19 protein-coding genes are annotated in these 20996 nt (G+C 38.5%); 10 read left to right on the top strand and 9 right to left on the bottom strand.

Annotated features, from left to right (window positions below; all coding sequences use genetic code 11):
- Positions 1-41 precede the first annotated feature (41 nt).
- Together rpsR and rpsF are read right to left on the bottom strand one after the other, a co-directional pair.
- Positions 42-290, bottom strand: a complete 249-nt coding sequence (gene rpsR, locus BN200_RS00655) for a 30S ribosomal protein S18 (RefSeq protein ID WP_019220471.1) — start codon at positions 288-290, stop codon at positions 42-44.
- Positions 290-697 (bottom strand): 30S ribosomal protein S6, encoded by a 408-nt coding sequence (rpsF, locus tag BN200_RS00650; RefSeq protein WP_019220470.1) that lies wholly within the window; start codon positions 695-697, stop codon positions 290-292. Before rpsF ends, rpsR begins: the two co-directional genes overlap by 1 nt.
- A gap of 351 nt (positions 698-1048) precedes the next feature.
- On the opposite strand from rpsF, the gene BN200_RS00640 reads away from it, so the two are divergent.
- The 7 genes from BN200_RS00640 to gmk all read left to right on the top strand — a co-directional run bounded on the left by BN200_RS00640 (position 1049) and on the right by gmk (position 7232).
- The gene (locus BN200_RS00640) at positions 1049-1636 is read left to right on the top strand and encodes an undecaprenyl-diphosphatase (protein WP_019220468.1); all 588 of its coding nucleotides are present in this window, start codon (positions 1049-1051) and stop codon (positions 1634-1636) included.
- Between the two features lie 76 nt (positions 1637-1712).
- Positions 1713-2657, top strand: coding sequence for an ACP S-malonyltransferase (gene fabD / locus BN200_RS00635; RefSeq protein WP_019220467.1), 945 nt, complete (start codon positions 1713-1715; stop codon positions 2655-2657).
- Between the two features lie 21 nt (positions 2658-2678).
- A complete protein-coding gene (fabG, locus tag BN200_RS00630) occupies positions 2679-3416 on the top strand; it encodes a 3-oxoacyl-[acyl-carrier-protein] reductase (RefSeq protein ID WP_019220466.1) in 738 nt (245 codons plus the stop codon).
- Between the two features lie 262 nt (positions 3417-3678).
- A complete protein-coding gene (locus BN200_RS00625; protein WP_011180466.1) occupies positions 3679-3915 on the top strand; it encodes an acyl carrier protein in 237 nt (78 codons plus the stop codon).
- Positions 3916-4024: 109 nt separating this feature from the next.
- A complete protein-coding gene (gene fabF, locus BN200_RS00620; protein WP_019220465.1) occupies positions 4025-5287 on the top strand; it encodes a beta-ketoacyl-ACP synthase II in 1263 nt (420 codons plus the stop codon).
- 99 nt (positions 5288-5386) lie between these two features.
- Entirely contained in the window at positions 5387-6496 is a 1110-nt protein-coding gene (gene mltG / locus BN200_RS00615; RefSeq protein ID WP_034988529.1) for an endolytic transglycosylase MltG, read from the top strand.
- Positions 6497-6563: 67 nt separating this feature from the next.
- Positions 6564-7232, top strand: a complete 669-nt coding sequence (gene gmk, locus BN200_RS00610; RefSeq protein ID WP_019220463.1) for a guanylate kinase — start codon at positions 6564-6566, stop codon at positions 7230-7232.
- 37 nt (positions 7233-7269) lie between these two features.
- Here gmk and rsmA read toward each other — a convergent pair whose 3' ends face one another.
- From rsmA to lptF, 6 genes are all read right to left on the bottom strand, one after another.
- Complete coding sequence (gene rsmA, locus BN200_RS00605; protein WP_019220462.1) at positions 7270-8100, bottom strand: 16S rRNA (adenine(1518)-N(6)/adenine(1519)-N(6))-dimethyltransferase RsmA; 831 nt, start codon at positions 8098-8100, stop codon at positions 7270-7272.
- Positions 8091-9104: a 4-hydroxythreonine-4-phosphate dehydrogenase PdxA gene (pdxA, locus tag BN200_RS00600; protein ID WP_019220461.1), complete on the bottom strand. Its 1014-nt coding sequence runs from the start codon at positions 9102-9104 to the stop codon at positions 8091-8093. Before pdxA ends, rsmA begins: the two co-directional genes overlap by 10 nt.
- Positions 9104-10060, bottom strand: coding sequence for a SurA N-terminal domain-containing protein (locus tag BN200_RS00595; RefSeq protein ID WP_019220460.1), 957 nt, complete (start codon positions 10058-10060; stop codon positions 9104-9106). Before BN200_RS00595 ends, pdxA begins: the two co-directional genes overlap by 1 nt.
- Before the next feature lie 115 nt (positions 10061-10175).
- Positions 10176-12530 carry an LPS-assembly protein LptD gene (locus tag BN200_RS00590; RefSeq protein WP_034988525.1) on the bottom strand — a complete coding sequence of 785 codons (2355 nt, stop codon included), beginning with the start codon at positions 12528-12530 and terminating at the stop codon, positions 10176-10178.
- Entirely contained in the window at positions 12531-13625 is a 1095-nt protein-coding gene (lptG, locus tag BN200_RS00585; RefSeq protein ID WP_019220458.1) for an LPS export ABC transporter permease LptG, read from the bottom strand.
- Positions 13622-14812, bottom strand: coding sequence for an LPS export ABC transporter permease LptF (lptF, locus tag BN200_RS00580; protein ID WP_019220457.1), 1191 nt, complete (start codon positions 14810-14812; stop codon positions 13622-13624). Before lptF ends, lptG begins: the two co-directional genes overlap by 4 nt.
- A 427-nt stretch (positions 14813-15239) precedes the next feature.
- Between lptF and BN200_RS00575 the strand changes: the two genes are divergently transcribed.
- A complete protein-coding gene (locus tag BN200_RS00575; RefSeq protein WP_019220456.1) occupies positions 15240-15686 on the top strand; it encodes a DNA polymerase III subunit chi in 447 nt (148 codons plus the stop codon).
- A gap of 192 nt (positions 15687-15878) precedes the next feature.
- On the top strand, positions 15879-16142 hold the full coding sequence (locus tag BN200_RS00570; RefSeq protein ID WP_019220455.1) for a hypothetical protein: 264 nt from the start codon (positions 15879-15881) through the stop codon (positions 16140-16142).
- Here the strand turns inward: BN200_RS00570 and BN200_RS00565 are convergent.
- Positions 16139-17428 carry an MFS transporter gene (locus BN200_RS00565; RefSeq protein ID WP_019220454.1) on the bottom strand — a complete coding sequence of 430 codons (1290 nt, stop codon included), beginning with the start codon at positions 17426-17428 and terminating at the stop codon, positions 16139-16141. The two genes, BN200_RS00570 and BN200_RS00565, sit on opposite strands and share 4 nt — an antisense overlap.
- A 554-nt stretch (positions 17429-17982) precedes the next feature.
- Between BN200_RS00565 and BN200_RS00560 the strand changes: the two genes are divergently transcribed.
- Positions 17983-20996, top strand: a 3014-nt coding sequence (locus BN200_RS00560; protein ID WP_019220453.1) for a pertactin-like passenger domain-containing protein, incomplete at its 3' end; no start/stop codon positions are given.

The following is a 20996-nucleotide window of genomic DNA, read 5'->3' as shown; positions in this document are numbered from 1 at the left end:
AGCAGCTGGGAAGTCCCCCCAGCTGCAAAACACATTTGATATTATTTTATAACATATGGAAGCAAGCCAAGAAAACGCGCACGTTTGATGGCATTAGCCAATTCGCGCTGTTTTTTCTGACTAACCGCTGTAATCCGTGAAGGAACGATTTTCCCACGTTCTGAAATATAACGCTGTAATAATTTGATGTCTTTATAATCAATTTTTGGAGCATTGACACCTGAAAACGGACATGTTTTACGACGGCGGTGAAAAGGACGACGTGCTGCAGTTTGATTAATTTCAGTCATCATTCTACTCCTTCTATAACATCTTCACGTTGACGACGTGGAGAACGAGGACGCTCTTCATCATGACCAATCTGATTATTACGATCAAGGCGCGAGAGCATAGCAGACTTTTCTTTCTCATGTTTTTCTACACGAATAGTCATATAGCGCAAAATATCTTCATTGATTCGCATTTGACGTTCAACTTCAGCAATTGCTGTGGCTGGTGCGTCAATATTAACCAATACATAATAAGCTTTACGATTTTTACGAATACGATAAGCAAGGGGACGAAGACCCCAATTTTCTACACGCCCAACTTTTCCACCATACGCTTCAATGACACCTTTGTAGAGATTCAAAAGTTCATCAACTTGCTGCGGTGCAATATCCTGTCGGGCAAGGAACACATGTTCATAAAGAGCCATTGTTTTGCCTTTCTTCAATTAAACTTTACCGGTTTTAGCGCAAAGCCTCTGCGACTTGTCTTTTTTGGAAATCCAAAGAAGAAAGGACGCGTTTATCATTTGAGACATTCGAGAGCGGAGACACAGGAGGTCGGAAATATTGCATTTCCTACTGGTATTTTTCAGTCCTCCGTTCAATCTCCAGCCAAAGTGCCGGTAACAAACGCTTAGTGTTTACAGCTTATCTTTTAAAATAGCAAGTTTACGCGCATAAAAAATGTGATTTATTCAATCTTGATATATTTTTTATGCATTTTGCTCTTCTTCATAAAAAGACAATGCTGTAAAACTATAACAAGGAAGGAGAGAAGAATGGATTTTTTAAATCAGATTGATGTTGCACTTTTTGGAATGTTTGCGGGTCATCATCAATCATGGTCTGTTTTAGTTTTATTGAGTATTTTTTGTGCAAAGTTTTTAATTTATATTATCCCACTACATCTTTGTACGTTGTGGTTTTGCGGTGGAGAGAGGGAACGACGCGTAGTGCTCAGCACTTGTGTGAGCATTTTTATGGCTCTTTTTATAGGTTATCTTATTTCTCTTATTTATTTACGTCCACGCCCTTTTGTTGTGGGTTTGACAACACCGCTGATAAAGCATCGTGCAACAGCTTCTTTTCCTAGTAATCATGCCTTAACTATTGCCCCTTATGTGGCGTGTCTCTATTTTTACCGATACAAAATCGCTGCTCAGTTTGCAGCGATATTTTTATGTTTAATCTGTTGGGCGCGTATCTTTGTTGGTGTACATTATCCTTTTGATGTTTTAGCTGGTACAATTTTAGGATGTCTTACCAGTTGGGGTGTTATTCATTTTATAGTACCGTATTTTCCTCAGTTTTTGTATCAAATTCCGCCATTAAAATATAATTTTAAGAGGAATACTCGCTCCCAATAAGATACTTTGTCTTGATTTGTGCCCATAAATCAGCTCAAAAGAAAACAATTTCATTAAACAATTTAGGAGTCGATTGATGGGTGCAGCTTTTACTTTTCCAGGGCAGGGGAGTCAGCTTATTGGTATGGGAAAAGTTCTTACAGAGCAATTTGTTGCAGCGCGAATGGTTTTTGAGGAAGTGGATGATGCTTTAGGTGAGAAATTATCAGAGATCATTTTTGAAGGGCCAGCAGATGTTTTAACGTTAACAGCAAATGCGCAACCAGCTTTAATGGCTGTATCCATGGCTGTTATTCGTGTGATGGAACAATTAGGGCTTAATATAGAAACGAAGGTAAAATTTGTTGCAGGCCATTCTTTAGGGGAATATTCGGCTCTTTGTGCTGCTGGTACATTTAGTCTTACTGATACGGCAAGGCTCTTGCGGATTCGTGGAAATGCCATGCAGGATGCTGTTGCTGTTGGTGAGGGCTCTATGGCAGCACTTATTGGTTTGGATGAGAAAGATGTGGAAGAAATTTGTGAAACTGTTGTTGAGGAAGGGCTTTGCCAAATAGCTAATGATAATGGTGGTGGGCAAATTGTTATCTCAGGTGCAGCAAAAGCAGTTGAGACAGCGGTAGAGATTGCATCACAAAAAGGTGCTAAACGTGCACTTCTTCTTCCTGTTTCTGCACCTTTTCATTCGGCTTTAATGCAGCCTGCTGCTCATGCCATGAAGAATGCACTTTTGACTGTTAACAAAACAGCTCCTATTGTTCCTCTCGTTGCCAATGTTTCTGTTACACCAGAAAGTGATCCGGAGCGTATTGTAACGCTTCTTGTCCAACAAGTAACTGGGAGAGTGCGCTGGCGTGAAACGATTGAGTGGATCAGTGCCAATGGGGTTGATACGCTTTTTGAAATTGGTTCTGGAAGGATATTAACGGGTTTAGCGCGTCGTATGAATAAGGATGTAAAGGCATTAACAGTTGGGACAGCGGAGGAAATAGAAGCAGCATTACAGGTGCTTGGTATTTAGTCTATTAAGGAGTCTGAAAAAATGTTTAAATTAACAGGTCGTAAAGCTCTTGTGACGGGGGCAACGGGAGGAATTGGTGAGGCAATTGCGCGTTGTTTCCATGCGCAAGGGGCAATTGTTGGACTCCATGGGACACGTGAAGACAAGCTGCAAGAAATAGCTGCAGATTTAGGAAAAGATGTTTTTGTATTTCCTGCCAATCTTTCTGACCGTAAATCTATTAAACAACTGGCTGAAGTAGCGGAAAGAGAAATGGGGGGTGTCGATATCTTAGTTAACAATGCTGGAATCACAAGAGATGGTCTTTTTGTTCGTATGCAGGATCAAGATTGGGATGATGTTTTAGCGATCAATCTGACAGCTGCTTCCATTTTGACACGTGAATTGATACACACAATGATGCGTCGTCGCTATGGACGGGTTATTAACATAACCTCTATTGTTGGTGTTGTTGGAAATCCTGGACAAACAAATTACTGTGCTGCAAAAGCTGGTTTGATAGGTTTTTCTAAAGCATTGGCACAAGAAATTGCTTCACGAAATATCACTGTCAATTGTATTGCTCCAGGGTTTATTAAGTCTGCAATGACCGACAAACTAAATGAAAAGCAAAAAGAAGCCATTATGACTATGATTCCAATGAAACGTATGGGAATGGGGGAAGAAATCGCTTTTGCTGCTGTTTATTTAGCCAGCGATAAAGCGGCATATGTGACGGGGCAAACACTTCATGTCAATGGTGGGATGGCAATGATCTGAGTATTTACGTTATTCCACATTGATTTATAAGTCGTATTATTTTAGATAGGGGCAATTAAAATAGAAAAAACATCCGTTTCTTTACCAGGGGAGTTAATCAATTGGTGTCGGAAGGTCAGATTGTTTCATTTTTTAGGGGATATCCACAGGATGTTTTAAATTGCTGCTAAAATCTTTACAATTAAAGCATCTATTGCTTAATGAAGCGATTTGATAGAGCTAACCAAATTATGGGAAATATTATAAATTTGAGGATTTCAACATGAGTGATACAGTAGAGCGCGTTAAGAAAATTATCGTAGAGCATCTTGGGGTTAATGCAGATAAGGTTGTAGAAGATGCAAGTTTTATCGATGATCTAGGGGCAGACAGCCTTGATACGGTTGAGCTTGTTATGGCTTTTGAAGAAGAATTTGGTGTAGAGATTCCAGATGAAGCTGCTGAAACGATTTTCACGGTGGGTGATGCAGTCAAGTTTATTGATAAAGCTTCTGCATAATTTCTAAAAGGCAAAGGTGTAAAGTTAAGATGCTTTTGCCTCTATTCTTTAGCGGCTATTGGGGGAAGGAAGCTTTGAGGAGTGAATCTCAATTCAGGGTTACAGAATCATGAGGCGTGTTGTTATTACTGGTTTAGGATTGGTGTCTCCATTGGCTGGTGATGTTGAATATAGTTGGCAGCGACTTCTTGAAGGAAAAAGTGGTACTCGACGCATTAGTGAATTTGATGTATCCGACTTATCTTGCCAGATTGCTGCACGTATCCCCGTAGGGGATGGGACAAATGGCACATATAATGCTGATTTGCATATGGAGCCTAAAGAACAGCGTAAGGTTGATGCATTTATTGTTTATGCAGTGGCAGCTGCTGACCAAGCACTTGCAGATGCTGAGTGGTTTCCAAAAAGTGATGAAGACCAGGTTTGCACAGGTGTGTTAATTGGTTCGGGTATTGGAGGCATTGAAGGAATTGTTGAGGCCGGTTACACGCTTCGTGATAAAGGTCCGCGGCGTATTTCTCCTTTTTTTATTCCAGGGCGTTTGATCAATCTTGCTTCTGGCTATGTGTCTATTAAATACGGTTTGCGTGGTCCTAATCATTCGGTTGTAACGGCTTGTTCAACAGGGGCGCATGCCATTGGTGATGCAGCACGTTTGATTGCGTTGGGGGATGCAGATGTGATGCTAGCAGGCGGCACTGAATCCCCGATAAATCGAATATCTCTTGCTGGTTTTGCTGCTTGTCGAGCTCTTTCTACTTGTCGTAATGATGACCCTGAACGAGCATCACGTCCTTATGACGCTGATCGTGATGGTTTTGTGATGGGGGAGGGAGCGGCGATTGTTGTTTTAGAAGAGCTTGAACATGCAAAGAAACGCGGTGCTCGTATTTATGCTGAGATTGTTGGTTATGGTTTATCTGGTGATGCTTACCACATCACAGCACCTTCAGAGAATGGTGAGGGTGCGCAGCGTAGTATGATGGCTGCGCTTAAGCGTGCACAAGTGAATGTGAGCGACCTTGATTACATTAACGCCCACGGGACATCAACAATGGCTGATGTTATAGAGTTGGCGGCTGTTGAGCGTGTTTTGGGCGATTATGCACCAAAAGTCTCCATGTCATCAACAAAATCATCGATAGGGCATTTACTTGGTGCAGCTGGTGCAGCTGAGGCTATTTTTTGCGTTTTAGCTATACGAGATAATATAGCTCCAGCAACACTTAATCTTGACAATCCATCAATTGAAACGAAAATTGATCTTGTTCCACATAAACCACGCGAACGAAAAATTGATACGGTTTTGTCCAATTCCTTTGGATTTGGCGGTACAAATGCCTCTTTAGTGATGCGGCGTTTTGCAGAATAATAAATATTTTTATTTATTTCTGCATTTTCTAATTTATTATAAAAATTTAAGCGAGAAGATTATAATTGTAATACTTAAAATTTGTTGAGGGTGATAGTTGTGTCCGATGTGAACAATCAAAGACCGCTGAAGGACGTAAATGATTCCTCTTCGAATCATAGAGTAGATAGTAAGAGTCTGTTAGCATATAAGAAACGGAGAAAGTCGTCTATCGTTCGTAATCCGTTGGTTATTCTTGGTCATTTTTTTCTAATGCTTATTGTGGTTTTTGTTTTGGCCATAAGTATTCCTCTTTATATTGGAAAAATTATTTTTGAAGAAAAGGGGATGATGCAGAAAGAACAAGTTGTCCTAATCTATCCGGGAACAGGAATTCGTGAAATTGCTTTACTTCTTGAAAAACACGGTTTCATTCGATCATCTGATGTTTTTATTTATGGAGTTGGTTACCATCAAAAAACAACACATCTTAAGGCTGGTGAGTATTTAATACCAGCATATGCTTCTATGCGAGATATTATGGATATCCTAGTGAAGGGGAAATCTATTGAATATACATTTACAGTCCCAGAGGGGTTAACGGTTCAACAAGTTTTTGATCGATTAGCTGCTAATGAAATCTTGATTGGAGATCTTCCAAGAGTTTTGCCTCCAGAAGGCAGTTTGATGACGGATACTGTTCGTTTTATTCGGGGAACAACGCGTAAGGAAATTATAAACAGACTGCGTGAAGGACAGACAAAACTCATTCATGCTATATGGGCTACACGCTCACCTGATTTACCAATCAAATCTATTGATGAATTTGTTATATTGGCATCAATTGTTGAGAAAGAAACAGGAATTGCAGCAGAACGACCAAAGGTTGCTGCGGTATTTTATAACCGTCTTGCAAAACATATGCGTCTTCAATCTGATCCAACAGTGATTTATGGTCTCTTTGGTGGAAAAGGACTGCCATCCGGTCGTGCAATTTACCGTTCAGATCTTGAGAAGGAAACACCCTATAATACATATAAAATTAAGGGTTTGCCACCAACAGCTATTGCCAATCCAGGCAAAGATTCTTTGAAAGCGGTGGCGCGTTTACCAAGCAGTGATGTGCTCTATTTTGTAGCTGATGGTTCTGGAGGGCATGTTTTTTCTAGAACTTTAGAGGAGCATAATATAAATGTCCGCAAATGGCGTGCATTAAAAGCAACGCATTAATTTTTTGGGGGGGACTGTAGAAAGCGTGTTATTGAAGTTTGAAGAAAAGTTTAAAAAGTAGAACGATATGATGACCTTCTTTGAGAATGCATTGAGTACTAAAAAAACAAATCAACGCCGCGGTTTTTTATTTATTCTCTCTTCGCCTTCAGGTGCTGGTAAATCAACTCTTTCTCGGTTACTTTTGAAAGATGGAAAATTAGAACTCTCCGTAAGCATGACAACACGACAAAGACGTCCAAGTGAGGTGAATGGTCTTCATTATCATTTTATTTCAAAAAAAGAGTTTGAACGCAAACGTGATGGTGATGAGTTTATTGAATGGGCAGAAGTTCATGGGAATTATTATGGCACTTTACGCGAAAGCGTTGAAAATGTGTTGAATGCGGGGAGAGATATGTTATTTGATATTGATTATCAAGGCACAAAACAGCTTCAAAAAAAGATGCCAGGAGACACTGTCTCTGTTTTTATTCTTCCACCATCAATGAAAGAGCTCATTTCACGTTTACATCGTCGAGCAGAAGATAGCCAAGAGATCATCAATTTACGATTGAAAAATGCGCGAACGGAAATGCAGCATTGGTGTTCTTATGATTATGTAGTTATTAACGAAGATTTAAATCAATCCATTTCACTTATTCAATCGATTTATTTAGCAGAAACAGTAAAACGCGAACGTTGTACCTTTCTTGAATCTTTTATTAATGGGCTTATTGCTGAAAAGATTGATTAATGTCCTTATTGTTTTGGAAAAAATAAAGTTAAGCTTTTTAGGTCACCAAATTAGCTAAAGTCACAAATTCGGAAATTGAGAGCGTTTCCGCACGGCGTGCTGCATCGATACCAGCTTTTTCTAAAAGCACTTCACCTCCAAGCTTTTTAAGATTTTGACGAAGCATTTTTCGTCTTTGTCCAAAAGCGGTTTTTGTTACAAAGCTTAATTTTTGTGCGGAGCAGGTGAGAGGTTGTATTCGCGGCATGATATGAACAACAGAAGAAGTTATTTTAGGGGCTGGTGTAAAGGCTTGAGGAGGGACATCAAAAGCAATTTTAGCAACGGTACGCCATCCGGTTAAGACACTTAGACGTCCGTAATGGGCGGATTGAGGTTTTGCCGTAATACGTTGTGCAACTTCACGCTGAAACATCAATGTCATGGATTCATAAAAAGGAGGCCATGGTTCAGCTAACAACCAATTTAATAAGAGTTGTGTTCCAATATTATAAGGAAGATTTGCAATAATGCGTGGTTTTTCTGGAGATGTTTCAAACAGTTTTGAAAAATCTTGTTTTAGAGCATCATTACAAATGATTTTTAGTTTTTGTGGATAGTGCTTTTCTATCTCTAAAAGAGCTGGTATACAACGTTCATCACGCTCGATTGCTGTTACAATGGCACCTTTTGCAAGCAAGGCGCGTGTCAATCCTCCAGGACCTGGTCCCACTTCAATAACAGGTTTTCCTTCTATATTTCCTGCTTGATGGGCAATTTTAGATGTTAAATTCAGATCAAAAAGAAAATTTTGACCCAAGGATTTATGCGCTTGCAATCCATATGTTTCAATGACCTCACGAAGAGGAGGGAGGTTATCTATTGGCATGGTGTAAAACTATTTTTTGCCAGTTGATGTGCAAGTTTAAGAGCAGCAATAAAGCTTTCAGGAGAGGCTATTCCTTTATCAGCAATATCAAAAGCAGTTCCATGATCTGGAGAAGTACGAATAAAAGGCAGCCCTAAAGTGACATTGACAGTGGCATCAAAGTCTAATGTTTTAACAGGGATAAGGGCTTGATCATGATACATGCAAAGGGCAACATCATATGTTTTTCGTGCGCACTCATGGAACATTGTATCGGCAGGCAAGGGACCTACAATATTAAGTCCTTTATTTTTAAGAGTTTCAATAGCAGGAATGATAATTTCAAACTCTTCTTTTCCTATTGCTCCTTCTTCTCCAGCATGAGGATTCAATCCAGCAACAGCTAGACGGGGTGAAGATATTTTAAATCGCGTTCTTAAGTTTTTTTCAGTAATGAGTGCCGTCTCTATGATTAAATGCTGGCTAAGATGTGAGGGAACTTTATTGAATGGAATATGAACGGTAATAGGCACTGTCTTTAATCGAGGTCCAGATAACATCATAACCGGATGATAACATTTATCGGAAGTTTGATGGGCTAAATCGGCTAAAAACTCTGTATGACCGAGAAATTCAAATCCGGTATCATAAAGGCTTTTTTTTGCAATAGGGCAAGTGACAAGTGCACAAGCATGACCACTTTGAATCAACTGAACGCCACGCTTGATCGCTTCAATAATTCCAGCAGCATTTCCATGTGAAGGCAATCCTAGTTGATCACTTTGCCGGTTTTTTAAAGGTATTACAGGAAGAGCTTCTTGGAAGTTTTTCGCAAGGTTATCTGTTAAAACAGATTCTACTGTGACGTCAATCTGTAAGAAACGCGCACGTGCACGAATAACATCTGGATCAGCGATAAGAACAAAAGGCGGAATTTGATGTGTGGCACGCAAATTCCACGCTTTCAGTGCTATTTCAGGACCAATTCCGGCAGGATCACCACCACTAACAACAAGTGCAGCCATTATGAACTTCTAATAAGCGCTACTTGCCGCAATTCTTTTAAATATTTTTCACTTAACATTTCAAGTTTTTGCGGGCTCTTTTGCTTATTATCTTGAAGGGAAAAGATGAGTCGAGCAACGTAATCATCAGAAACTCTTTTTATTTTACAAACAGCAACTGCTTCAATTCCATCCGTTGTTTCCTGAAATTGAGTCATTTTTCCAACAGGCGTTGCAAGAATAGCTTGTTCCCATGCACTAGGAAGCTGTGGTTCGAGAAATTTTCCCAAGTGGCGAATAGTAACATCTAAAATGCCCTTTGCCTGCTTCTGAGAATTCGCGCATCCACGGAAATGTGCGCGGAAACTGTTCGCTTCCCTTTGGCGTCTTTCAAAAATTTCTGAACGACGATGCGCAGGAATGACGAAAATAATGCGCTGTAGTGTATATTCATTGGTTGAAGGTTTGACACCACCATTTTTTAATATTCTGCGTACGGCTTCTTGTTCGCTGATCATACCCATTTCAGCTTGATAACGTGCATTAACAAGGCGTCCCCATCCTATTTGTCCACGGATGTAATCCTTAAAATGTTGTACTGTGATATCATTTTGAATCAGAATCTGATTGAGTTGATCAACAGCCATATTATTTTGTATTGCAAAATTTTCAAAAGCTTTATCAACCTCATCATTGCTCACCTCAATATTTCGACGCTTTATTTCGGTATTTTTGAGGGCTTCATTGATAAGTTCATTTTTAGCTTGCTCAAAGAGATTGCCTTGCTTTTGTTGCAATCTGAGAAAAGCTGTTCGTCTTTGAATATCATAATTTGTGATAGGATTACCATTGACTGTGACAACAATGGCAGTCTGTGCGAAGACCGGTGAAATTAAAAATTCACTAACCATTAGGTTGCTCACGCTTAAAGATGCAATAAAAAATAAAGCAAGAATACGCTTTTTCAACTTGTTCATAGAATTAGGCTTTCGCATTGTTTATCAATTCTCACCAATGACTTAAAATATACGTTTTTTTTATAAAAACAATGATAAGTTACATTCCCTGTACATTCTCTTTATAAATCTGATTTTATTTTTTTCCGATATCTGCAATTGTACGCAATGAAAGAGAGAAATTAAAGTTTTGCAAAGGTGTTTTTTCCCCTGGATGAGCTACTTGCTGATAACCAAATGTTAGCCCGAAACATTCATCTGCATAACTCAAGCTGATTCCTCGCTTTACAAATGTACTGGATATTAAATCGTAACCGGCATTGCTATTAAGAGACCAAAAGTGAGCCAGTTTAATACCAGTTTGAAAAGAAATCTCCTGGCGTTCTTGTGGATGTTCATAGTTTGGTTGGCTGGCAATATAGGCATATTGCACAGCTGCTGAGAAATTTTGCCATTTCTGTGACGCTTCAATTTCACTACGGCGAATTGCTCCCGTTTTTTTATCAAAACGCCCACGAGCTTCCAAGGAAAAACCATTCTTATGATTTGCACCAAACATTGCAACATAGTCTGAACGTGTTGCTTCAAGGCTCGAATGAGTGCCTACATTAACAAAGTCCCTTTCTGCAAAAGAGTTTTTCCCTGCAAGATGAAAGGATTGTCCAATAACACCATAGAGGGACCAATCATTGTTGAAATTTCCAGAATATCTTAGTCCTATATTAGCTCTTGTCCCACCTTCTACGCGGTCATAACCAGAGAACTTATCCCGTTGAAAGAGAGTGGTTGCATCAAATATAAAGCTTTGCGCATCTTCATTGGGGATTTGTCCAATATATTTTTCATTATTACGTATAAAAATTTGTGCGGTTGGTTCTATAATATGCGTAGAACTATCAAATGTAATGAGGAATGGATAGCGTACTTCTAAACCAGCATTTGCCATGCCGCGCAGTGCTGAACCACGGAGTGTTGATAAGGAGTCATTTATTATATGAGCATTCTCGTTGTCGTGCATATTTGTTGTTATGATATCAGCACGTAAAGAGAGAAGAGGGGTTAATATGAGACCACCATGCATGGTAAAGCGTTTTTTCCACTCGATCTCGTTTGTTAAACGAAAACTATTTCCCGCGAGACCAGAAAGTCTAAAAGAATTAAGTGAATGGTTGTTCCATTTACTAGCGCTAAAGTCAGTATGACGACGATAAATTGATTGCATATTACTATGAAAAGTAAGCAATCCGCCATAGATTGATTCATCTGGAGTGAAAGAATAGTCAATTTGAGGGAGAACCCACGCTTGTCGAGAGTGGCGTTCATGATCAGGGTCATTCAAAATCAAATCTTGAACCTTGAAATGGTAAAAACGCATGTCAAAGTGGTTTTTACCTGCAAGACCATTAAGATAAAGCTGAGAGAGCTGTATAGGATCCCTATAATTTTCAAGTTTATAAGCACGACTAAAATGTCGATCAGATTGGGCAAGAATATCCCATCCATAAGTCCAGCGTGAATTAAGACGAAAATCCCCCTTTGTTGCAAGCATATAACGGTTTTTATGCTGTGCATCAATCATATCATTATCAAAGTTTTGTGGTCTCATTTGGTCTATATGAGCGAAGCGAATGTTGTAATTGCCCGTTTGAAAACGTTGACGCCATTCCCCCTCGGTTAAAAGACCTTGTTGGCTATAGACTGTGGAGGAAAGCGTGAAATCATAATGGGGAGCAAGATTCCAGAAATAAGAATTTTTGATGCCCATACCGAGATAATCAGTATAAAAAAAATGAGGCGCAAGGAAACCGCTAGCACGCCGTACCGTTGGATCATAGAGCTCAAAAGTTGGAAGCTGTGCTATCGGTACACCAAAAACTTCAAAACGACTATTTTCAAAGCGAATTTTTTTTGTAATGTTATTCCAGATAATTTTTCTTGCTTTAATTTTCCAAAGGACGTCTTTATCTGGTTTATAAGAGCAAGGTTCACAGGCTGTATAGGTGGCATTGTCGAAGACTGTTATCTGGTTATTGCTACGCGTAGCACTTGTTGCCGCAAAATGGATGTTTGTAGCTGTATCGATACGTAAGGCATTTACGAAGCCTTCGCCAAAATCTTTGGTCATATCAATCTGATTTGAATAAATTTTATTACCGTCTTTTTGAACAATTTCAACGTTTCCTTGTGCGATAATACGCCCTGTTTTTTGATTATAAGTGACTTTTCTTGCGATAACTTTATTGCCATCATATTCGATTTGCACATTTCCTTGTGCAGAAACAGTATTTTCATCACGATTGTAGATGAGTTCATCTGCAGAAAGCAAGAGAGGACTTACAGGATTTTGGCTGTGATTTTGAGCAAGAAGAGTAGGGTTTTTGGCGTTTGTAGAACAGGATAAAAATAGACTTAAGACACAGCCCATAATAATTTTAAAGGCAAGTGCAGGTAATTTTATCAGAATCATTTTCTTACTTACTAACGCTTTCACTTAGCCATCCTCTTTATGGAGTAAAAAAGAGATTCCTAAAAATAATGCAATAAAAACTGGTGTCCAAGCTGCAATAATTGGCGGAATATATCCGGCATTACCAAAAGCTTGAACCAGTACGGAAATGACATAAAGGGAGAATCCGGCGATTATGCCACCAAGAATCAATGTTTTAGATTGTCCAAAGCGCGTAAAGTTTAAAGATACTGTTGCTGCAATCAGAGTCATTGCTATAAGCAATGCTGGTAATGCAATCAAAGATTGTAAATACATATCAAAATTATTGGCAGAATAGCCAAATGAGCGTGCAATCATAATTTTTGTTGGTAATTGGTAAAATGGGATCGTCGCGGGATTCGCTAAACGTTCAGTTAAAAATTCAGGCTTTAGATTGGTTTTTATCTGAAATTCAGCAAACTTTTTAGGAGGATGCCCTATTTTATAAATTGTTCCATCTGTTAACAGCCAAGCCCCATTGATTAATGTTGCTTTTCTGCTGTTAATCCAATTTTTGACTGTTGCATTGTCATTATATTGTATGAAGGTTGCATCGATAAGAGAAAGCCCTTGATCGGTGATAGATTTAGCACCAATGGTTGTTCTGCCTGAGGATGTGCGTTGTGTTAACCATAGAATGCGTGTGTTATAAAGAGATGTAAGCACATTATTGCTACTGCGCCATTCTGTCATCATTTTTTCTGCTTGGGAAAATCCCCATGCGGCAAGAGGGTTAACGAGAAGAATTGAAAATAATCCAAAAAGAAAAGCTCCAAAACAAGCAGGCATGAGAAACTGCCACGCAGAAACACCGATTGAACGAGTCACAACAAGCTCAGATTTTCGATTAAGTGAGATCAACATTGCCATTGCAGAAAAGAGTGCAATAAAGGGGATGAGTTGCTGCATGATAAAAGGGATGCGTAAAACGGATATAAGGAATGCATCTTTAGCAGTATATTGGGACAGAGAGGATAATCGACTAGAGTTTTCTGTAAAGTCAATTAAAAGAGCGAGAACAAAAATCCCTCCCAAAAAATAACAAGTCATTTTGAGGTATCGTATAAAGAAATATCTCCCAAGCGTCCATCCAATCATGATACCTCATCCGAGGAAGATTGAGATTTTCGATGTTCAAATTTACTGATTATTTTTTGAAAAACAATTTGAATAGCTTCATTAAGTTTTGTGGGAATACCAATTGTACGATTTGTTAAAAGCATGAAAAAAACCAGCATACTCATTCCTATTGGTATCAGATAAAGGAGAGGGACATATGCAAGATCACTCTTTGCTTTTTCAGCAACAAAATATCCCATCCAATAAACTAGAAAAGAAAAGGCAATTGCTAAGAAAATTGCAGAATTACCTACTTGCCGATATGAGCGCGTATCTCCTGCTGCTGCTAATGCAATGAGTGAAAAAACGATAGGATAAAGCCATTCTGTAAGTCTGCGGTGAAATTCAGCTCTATATTGGAGTGGTTTACGCTGATAGTACGGATCCTTCGGATTAGGATTTTGCAAATAAGAAAGAGGTCTATCTTTTGGATAAAGCGTGAGTGTTTTATCGTTGGGGATGAATTCACCTAGGCTAAAGCTATATGAACTGAATTGAACGATTGAAACGCTATCATTTTGATGATTGTTTCTTTCTATTTCACCATTCTTGAGGATTAAAAAATTGCCATTTTTATTGCTGACAATCGATGCTTTTGTTGCATAATAAAAAAGATCAATTTTAGGATCACGCTGGTCGGCAATGAAAAGGCGTCCAAGGGTGCCATCTGGATTTCTTTGGCCAATTTCTATGTAAAGATTATTGGCAAGTTTTTGGAAGCTCCCCTCACTGATAAAAAGATTAATAAGATCATAATGAGTATTTGCCAGCATTTGTCGCATATTAAGACGTGCTTGAGGAACGACAAAATTGGCTATAAAAAAGGATGCACATGATGCAATAAGAGCAAGAAGAAGAATTGGTTTCCAAACAGTACTTTTGGGAAAACCAGAGGCACTGATGATAGCAAGCTCTGAGTCTTGATTCATTGCTGAAAGGGTGCTTGTAATTGCAATGACTAAGGCAAATGGAATAACAAGAAAAACAACAGAAGGAACCAATGAGAGCGAGAATTGTAAGACTGTTAGAAGCGTTTGTCTACTTGTTGTAAGAAAATTTATTCGTGCAAGAATTTGCACTGTCCAACTGATACCAACTGCTGCAACCATGACCGCACTGAACAGAATAAGAACACGCCTCAGGATGTATAACTCAATAATACGCATAGATTGGATAACATCCTTAAAATTTAATGAGAGAGTAGATACTCTCTACGACTTAGGTTAAAAAAGATAACCAAAATTTACTCCCCCCTCACTATCTTGTGCATTTTTACGAATAAAGAGTATAAAGTAGTTAGTTAATTTCTACACATTCTGGCGTACATTATATTCCATTTTCAATTCTATTCTACAGAGAAGCTAAAAAATGGACTAAAATAGAACTTTTATTAACTGTAAAAATGAAGAATTGTCTTTTTTCTTTTTCTCTCTTTAATACACAGTTAAGACACAGGCGAAAAAGCTTTATACAGAAATGCAAAAAAGGAATCACTTTATCTTAAAATATTTCTTTTTGTATTTGTATAAGGGATAGAGAAGTTTTTTCAGAAAGATATTAGCTTTTTTATAAAGAATGATAAGGGCGAAGAGGGTGGATATTTTTTTCTATCATTTGACGCAGTCAACATTGGAAGATATTTTACCAACACTTGTGGAACGTGCACTAGAACGTTTCGGTAGGGTAACAGTCCAATGTGTGAGTCAAGAACGACGTGATGCTATAGATACACGTTTATGGGTTTATGCTGATGAAGCATTTATTGGGCACGGAACGGAGTGTGATCGATATCCAAATTTTCAGCCTGTATTTCTTACTACAGGGCAGGAGAATCCGAACGATTCAAAAATACGTTTTCTCATAGAGGGAGCGATTTGTTCGGATATTGATGCTTATCAAAGACTTGTAGTGCTCTTTGATGGTCAGAGTGAGGAACAGTTGAATCTTGCTCGTGCACAGTGGAAAAAATATAAAATGGAAAATCATAACTTGACTTATTGGCAGCAGACTGAAGATCGCTGTTGGAAAAAACAGGTTTGATGTACGCCACATCTATTATTTTTGACTTTTATAGGATTGGGAGAAATGATTAATCTGATACTTTTTATTGCAGAAGGATCAGAAGGGGACGTCGGGTTTTTATTATGATTTTTCTTCTGGAAGCAATAAAAAAGATGTGGTCTACAATTACTCATCATTGTTTTTCTGACAAAATATTCAAACGGAGTGATGATGATCATTGATCGCATTTTGCTTATTTTATGGGCTGTAATGTTAGCTTTTTTTTGCGTTTCATGGCTAGGAACAACACATATTTTATCACAAATAGTTTCTGTTGCTTATATTAACAATATAGCGGATATTTTGTTCTTTTTTTTGAGCGCATTGTTTGCTGGAATATTATGGTGGAATGTCCCTCAACCAATGACTTTGAAAATAAAACTGGCAGCATTTCTGCTGCCAGTGTTAATTTTATTCTTTTTCATTACATTTTAGTTTGATATTTCCTCATCCTTAAACCCAACGAAGCAAAGGAGTGAAATAAAAGAGGCAAGAAGTAAATAATAGCCTATATAAGAAGTATCAAAATGCTGTACCAGATATTCTGCAATATAAGGTGCAAGAGATGCACCTACGATACCAGATAAATTGAATGTTACAGAAGAACCCGTGTATCGAATTTCTGTTGGATATGGCGAAGCTAAAACAGCACCAAGGGGGCTATACACCATTCCCATGATCGACAAGCCAATGATAGACATCACAAGGACTCCTATAATTCCAGAATTTAGAAAATAAGGAATTGCGAAAGAGTAGATACCAGTAATGATTGTGACCCAAATCATCAAAGTTCTACGCCTAATACGATCAGCGAGTTTTCCGGTGATAACGGTAAAAATTCCACAGAAAATAGCACCAATCACCTCTACTTGAAGAGCCTGATGATATGGCAGTTTTAGGTGATTTGTTGAATAGCTTAATAAATATGCTGTGACTAAATAAAACAAAACGAATGTCGCCATACCAGAAAATATTCCAAGAAATAGGATTCGTGGACATTTTAAAAAGACATCAATTATAGGAACTTTGACACGTTCTTTATTTTCAAGGGTTTTCTTGAATTGCACTGTTTCATTGATAGAAAGACGAACCCACAATCCTACAATCATAAAAATGATTGAAGCAATAAAGGGAATGCGCCATCCCCAAGCTAAAAGTTCATCGTGATCAAGGAAGTGCAACAGACCTAAATAAACAACAATAGACAAGAATAAACCAATTGGAACACCCAATTGAGGAAACATCGCATACCATCCGCGTTTTTCTGGAGGAGCATTTTCTGTTGCGAGCAAAACGGCTCCCCCCCATTCGCCTCCTAATCCCATTCCTTGCCCAATACGGCACAAGGTTAAGAAAAAGGGTGCCCACCATCCAGCTGTTTCATAAGTGGGAAGGAAACCAATAATAACGGTTGATAGCCCCATCGTTAGAAGAGAGGCGATAAGGGTTGCTTTTCGTCCAATTTTATCTCCAAAATGTCCAAAGATAATTGATCCAAGAGGGCGTGAAAAAAAGGCTGCTCCAAAGATTAGAAAAGATTGCAAAATGGCAATTTGATCATTTTGCGTTGGAAAGAACACATGAGGAAATATGAGAGCTGCAGCAGTTGCAAAGACGTAAAAATCAAAGAATTCAATTGTTGGGCCAATAAGGCTCGCAAACAGAATGCGACAAGGAGAATTTTGTTTGCTTATACTTTGTATTTCTGAGTTTATAGACATGAATAGAATGTCCCTTTCAGTATATGACAAATCAAATTATGACACTAAACTCCCATAATTATAAAAATTTGAGGCAAGTGTCGAGTCGATATTATTATGATCCCAATGCATGAGAATAATGAATAGACATATAGGAACATTGTATCTCTATCTGAATTGAAGATAGTAAAAACACCATTTAACAGGGAGAAGTATCTTAACAAAGAGATGATGCAATGTCTTTAAAACGCATCCCTAATTTTGTCTATTGAGGGATCAGTCTTGTTTGGTAGTCAAGTTTTTTAGCATCTCAAGAGTGTTAAAAAAGCGTGTATGACTGCAATTTAAACACTTTTAAAGTGTATAATATAAAGCATAAATCTTTAATTGTATAATTTTTTAAGGCACAGAGTGTGAAATTTTTCGTGTCAGAGCTTAGTGCACTGAATTGAATGCTTTATAGAGGATGCCTCGTTATCTTGAAGACAGAGGTGTGAGCAGCAGTGTAGCGATGTTTTTCTCTATCCACTTTGTTTTAAGAGGCTGAATTTATTTGAAATTGTAGAGTTTGGAGAATGCAACGTAAATTGAATCTGAGTTTTTGGACATTATTGACGACCAGTAGTTTTCTTATAAAGACTATAAATGCAGAGGCAGTTATTGATTCAAAAAACAGATCGCAAAGAGCGATAGGTATAAGTGAACAGTTAAGAGAAATAGATAAGAATATCATTAATGAGAACCTTACAATTGAAGGTGGTGAAATTGAGATTGTCAAGAATGGAAAAACTTCAAAGGGGACTCTTATCAATAAATACGGATTACAGAGTGTTGAGTATGGAGGACAAACAGAGGATGTTACAGTTCGTGGTGGTGAACAAATTGTTTTAGGAGATGATAGCTATGCTTATAATTCTGAAGTTCATGGCGAAGGGGAAACATCGGGGCAACAGAATGTATATGGTGATGGAGCAGCTTTCTTCACCAATGTTATGAGTGGGGGGGAACAAAATCTCAGTAAATGGCTTGGAGATGAGGGGGGCTTAGCAGTAGATACTGTGGTTTATAAAGCTGGGGTGCAGAATGTTTTTGCTGGTGGTAGAGCAAATACCGTTACTTTGGAAAAAGGAGCTCTTCAAAGAGTTTATGCTGGTGGATATGTCAAAACTCTAACAATTAATAGCACAGCAAATGCATTGGTATATGCAGGGGCGACATTAGAAGGGGAAGTAAAAGTTAATGGTTCTGGACAGCTTCACCTTTATGCTGGAGATAAGGGGCAGCAAACGAAAGCAGAAGAAATTATTTTAGAGGGAAAAGAATCTCAATTACATTCTATTGCCACTGAATCTGATGGTTCAAGCTCTCTGATTGGGAAGTTAAGCGGTGAGGGGAGTGTTATTTTCACTTCTACCTCTGTCTCTACGGGTTCTACAAAGCTTAATCCGTATCATTCTCTGCTTGATATTGGTGAGCTTTCAGGGAATATAAATTTTAATTTGAGGGTTAATTTTGCAGAGAGCTATGGTGATTACCTTATCATTGAGAAAGGGGCGGGGAGTCATACAGTAAGTGTTATGGATATTGGTACTGAAATGACCAGTTCTTCACTCCACTCAGTTAATTTAATTATGGATAAAAGTGGAAAAGCACATTTTTCTTTAACAAACCATTCTGATAAAAAAACTGATGCCGTTGATGGTGGAACATATGTATATGATTTGAAATCGAAAAATAGTGGGAAGGGAGAAGGAAAAATTTGGTATTTGGCTGCTGCAGAGAAGATTTATACTTCTTCATCCCCTTCATCTCATACACAGTTACCTATAACTGGATCTTTTGGGAAAAAAGAGGATATGACAGTTTTCCAGGATCCTATAGTCAGTTCTTATGCAAGTAATTTCAGTTTTTATCCAGATGATTTCATTATGGAAAAAGAAGAAGAAATTCTGCAAAGTTCTATAATCAGTGAGGATAGCGTTTATATTTCTGATGATGGAGATTCGTATACTCCTAAATGGTCCATTAACAATACAGTTGAGGAATCTGGCACACTCTATGTTGAGGCAGGTGGTTTCAGTAAGAATACGACAGTTATGAATGGTGGTTCTGAGATTGTAGCAGAACAAGGCATTTCAGAATCTACTATTGTCTATGAAGGTGGGAGGCAAAGTGTGGAGGGTGGAGGATCTGTATTGAAAGCTGAAATCTATGGCGGTGAGCAGCTTATTTTCGGAGATGGTTATGTGAATGGGGGGATTGTAGGGAGTAGTGCTTATAACACCATAATTTATGGTCAAGGTGAAACATCAGGATACCAGAGTGTGTATGATGATGGGATGGCTGTTGGAACAAAAATTATGAGTGGAGGGATACAAGTTCTTTCTAAATGGTTTCCAGACAAGGATGATTTTACGGAAAAGAGTGGTGGTTTAGCATTTAATACTGAAGTGTTTGCGAATGGTGTACAGCGTGTGTTAGCAGGAGGAACAGCAGATCTTGTTACTTTACATCGCCATGCTGCTCAAGAAGTGCATGCTGGTGGATTGGTAAAAAATCTAACAATTGAAGGCGGAGCCAATTCGTGGATTTTTGCTGGTGCGACGTTAGGAGGACAAATAACAGTTCATGATTCTGGACAGCTCCATCTTTATGCTGGAGATGATGAGGATCAGACTGCAGCAGAAGATATTAATTTAGAGGGTGAAAAAGCTAGATTATACTCTATTGCTAGTGGGGATGATGACACGAGTACTCACATTCAGAAGTTGAGCGGTGTGGGTAGGGTTATTTTTAAGTCTGCAGGGTCTGATTTACACTATTCTCGCCTTTATGTTGATGAGCTTTCAGGAAGTTTACATTTTAAGTTTCATGTGAGTCTTGCAGAAGGAAAAGGTGATTATCTCTTTATTACGCGTGGCAGTGGCTTTCATACAGTAAGCGTTGTAGATTCTGGAGTTGAAATAGCCGATCGTTCAACAGATCTTGATTTAATTGTTGATCAAAGTGGAGAAGCGCATTTTACTTTGAAAAAATTTTCTGGGGCAAAAATTGGTAATGTTGATGGTGGAACCTATACCTATGGTTTGAAAGAGAAAAACAGTGAGGGTGGACATGGAAAAATCTGGTATTTGTCTGCAGTATACATTGATAATTTGCCACGTAGGAGTAGATCTCGCCGAAATTTAGACCAAAATCAACCGATTTTCATTCCTTCCACTGTCTCGTCTCAGGGAAATCAGGCTGTTGAGGTCTCACGTCCAGTTGATAATCATCAGCATTCTGATGAAAAACAACGGACCGCTGTTTCAGAAGGTAATTCATTGCCAGTCAATCAAATGGTTTTACACACAAGTCATCAGGATCAATCTTCTTCCCAATCGCGTGAGGAAATGCCGGTACCTCGTTTTTTAACTACCCCTTCTACTGATTCGGTGTTGTCGATATCTGTAGCTCCAGCGCTTATTTTTCACCATGAGTTGCAAACTGTACGTACGGGAAGAGGAATTGTAGACAGAAGTAAGAAGCATGGAGCTTTCTGGGTGCATGCAATCAAAAGCAAAGATAATGTCGCTGCAGATCATAGAGA

Source organism: Bartonella senegalensis OS02 (assembly GCF_000312545.1).
In the GTDB taxonomy this organism is placed as follows: Bacteria; Pseudomonadota; Alphaproteobacteria; order Rhizobiales; family Rhizobiaceae; genus Bartonella; species Bartonella senegalensis.
The sequence above is the reverse complement of the archived record's forward strand: the minus strand, read 5'-3'. Positions and strand labels throughout refer to the sequence as shown.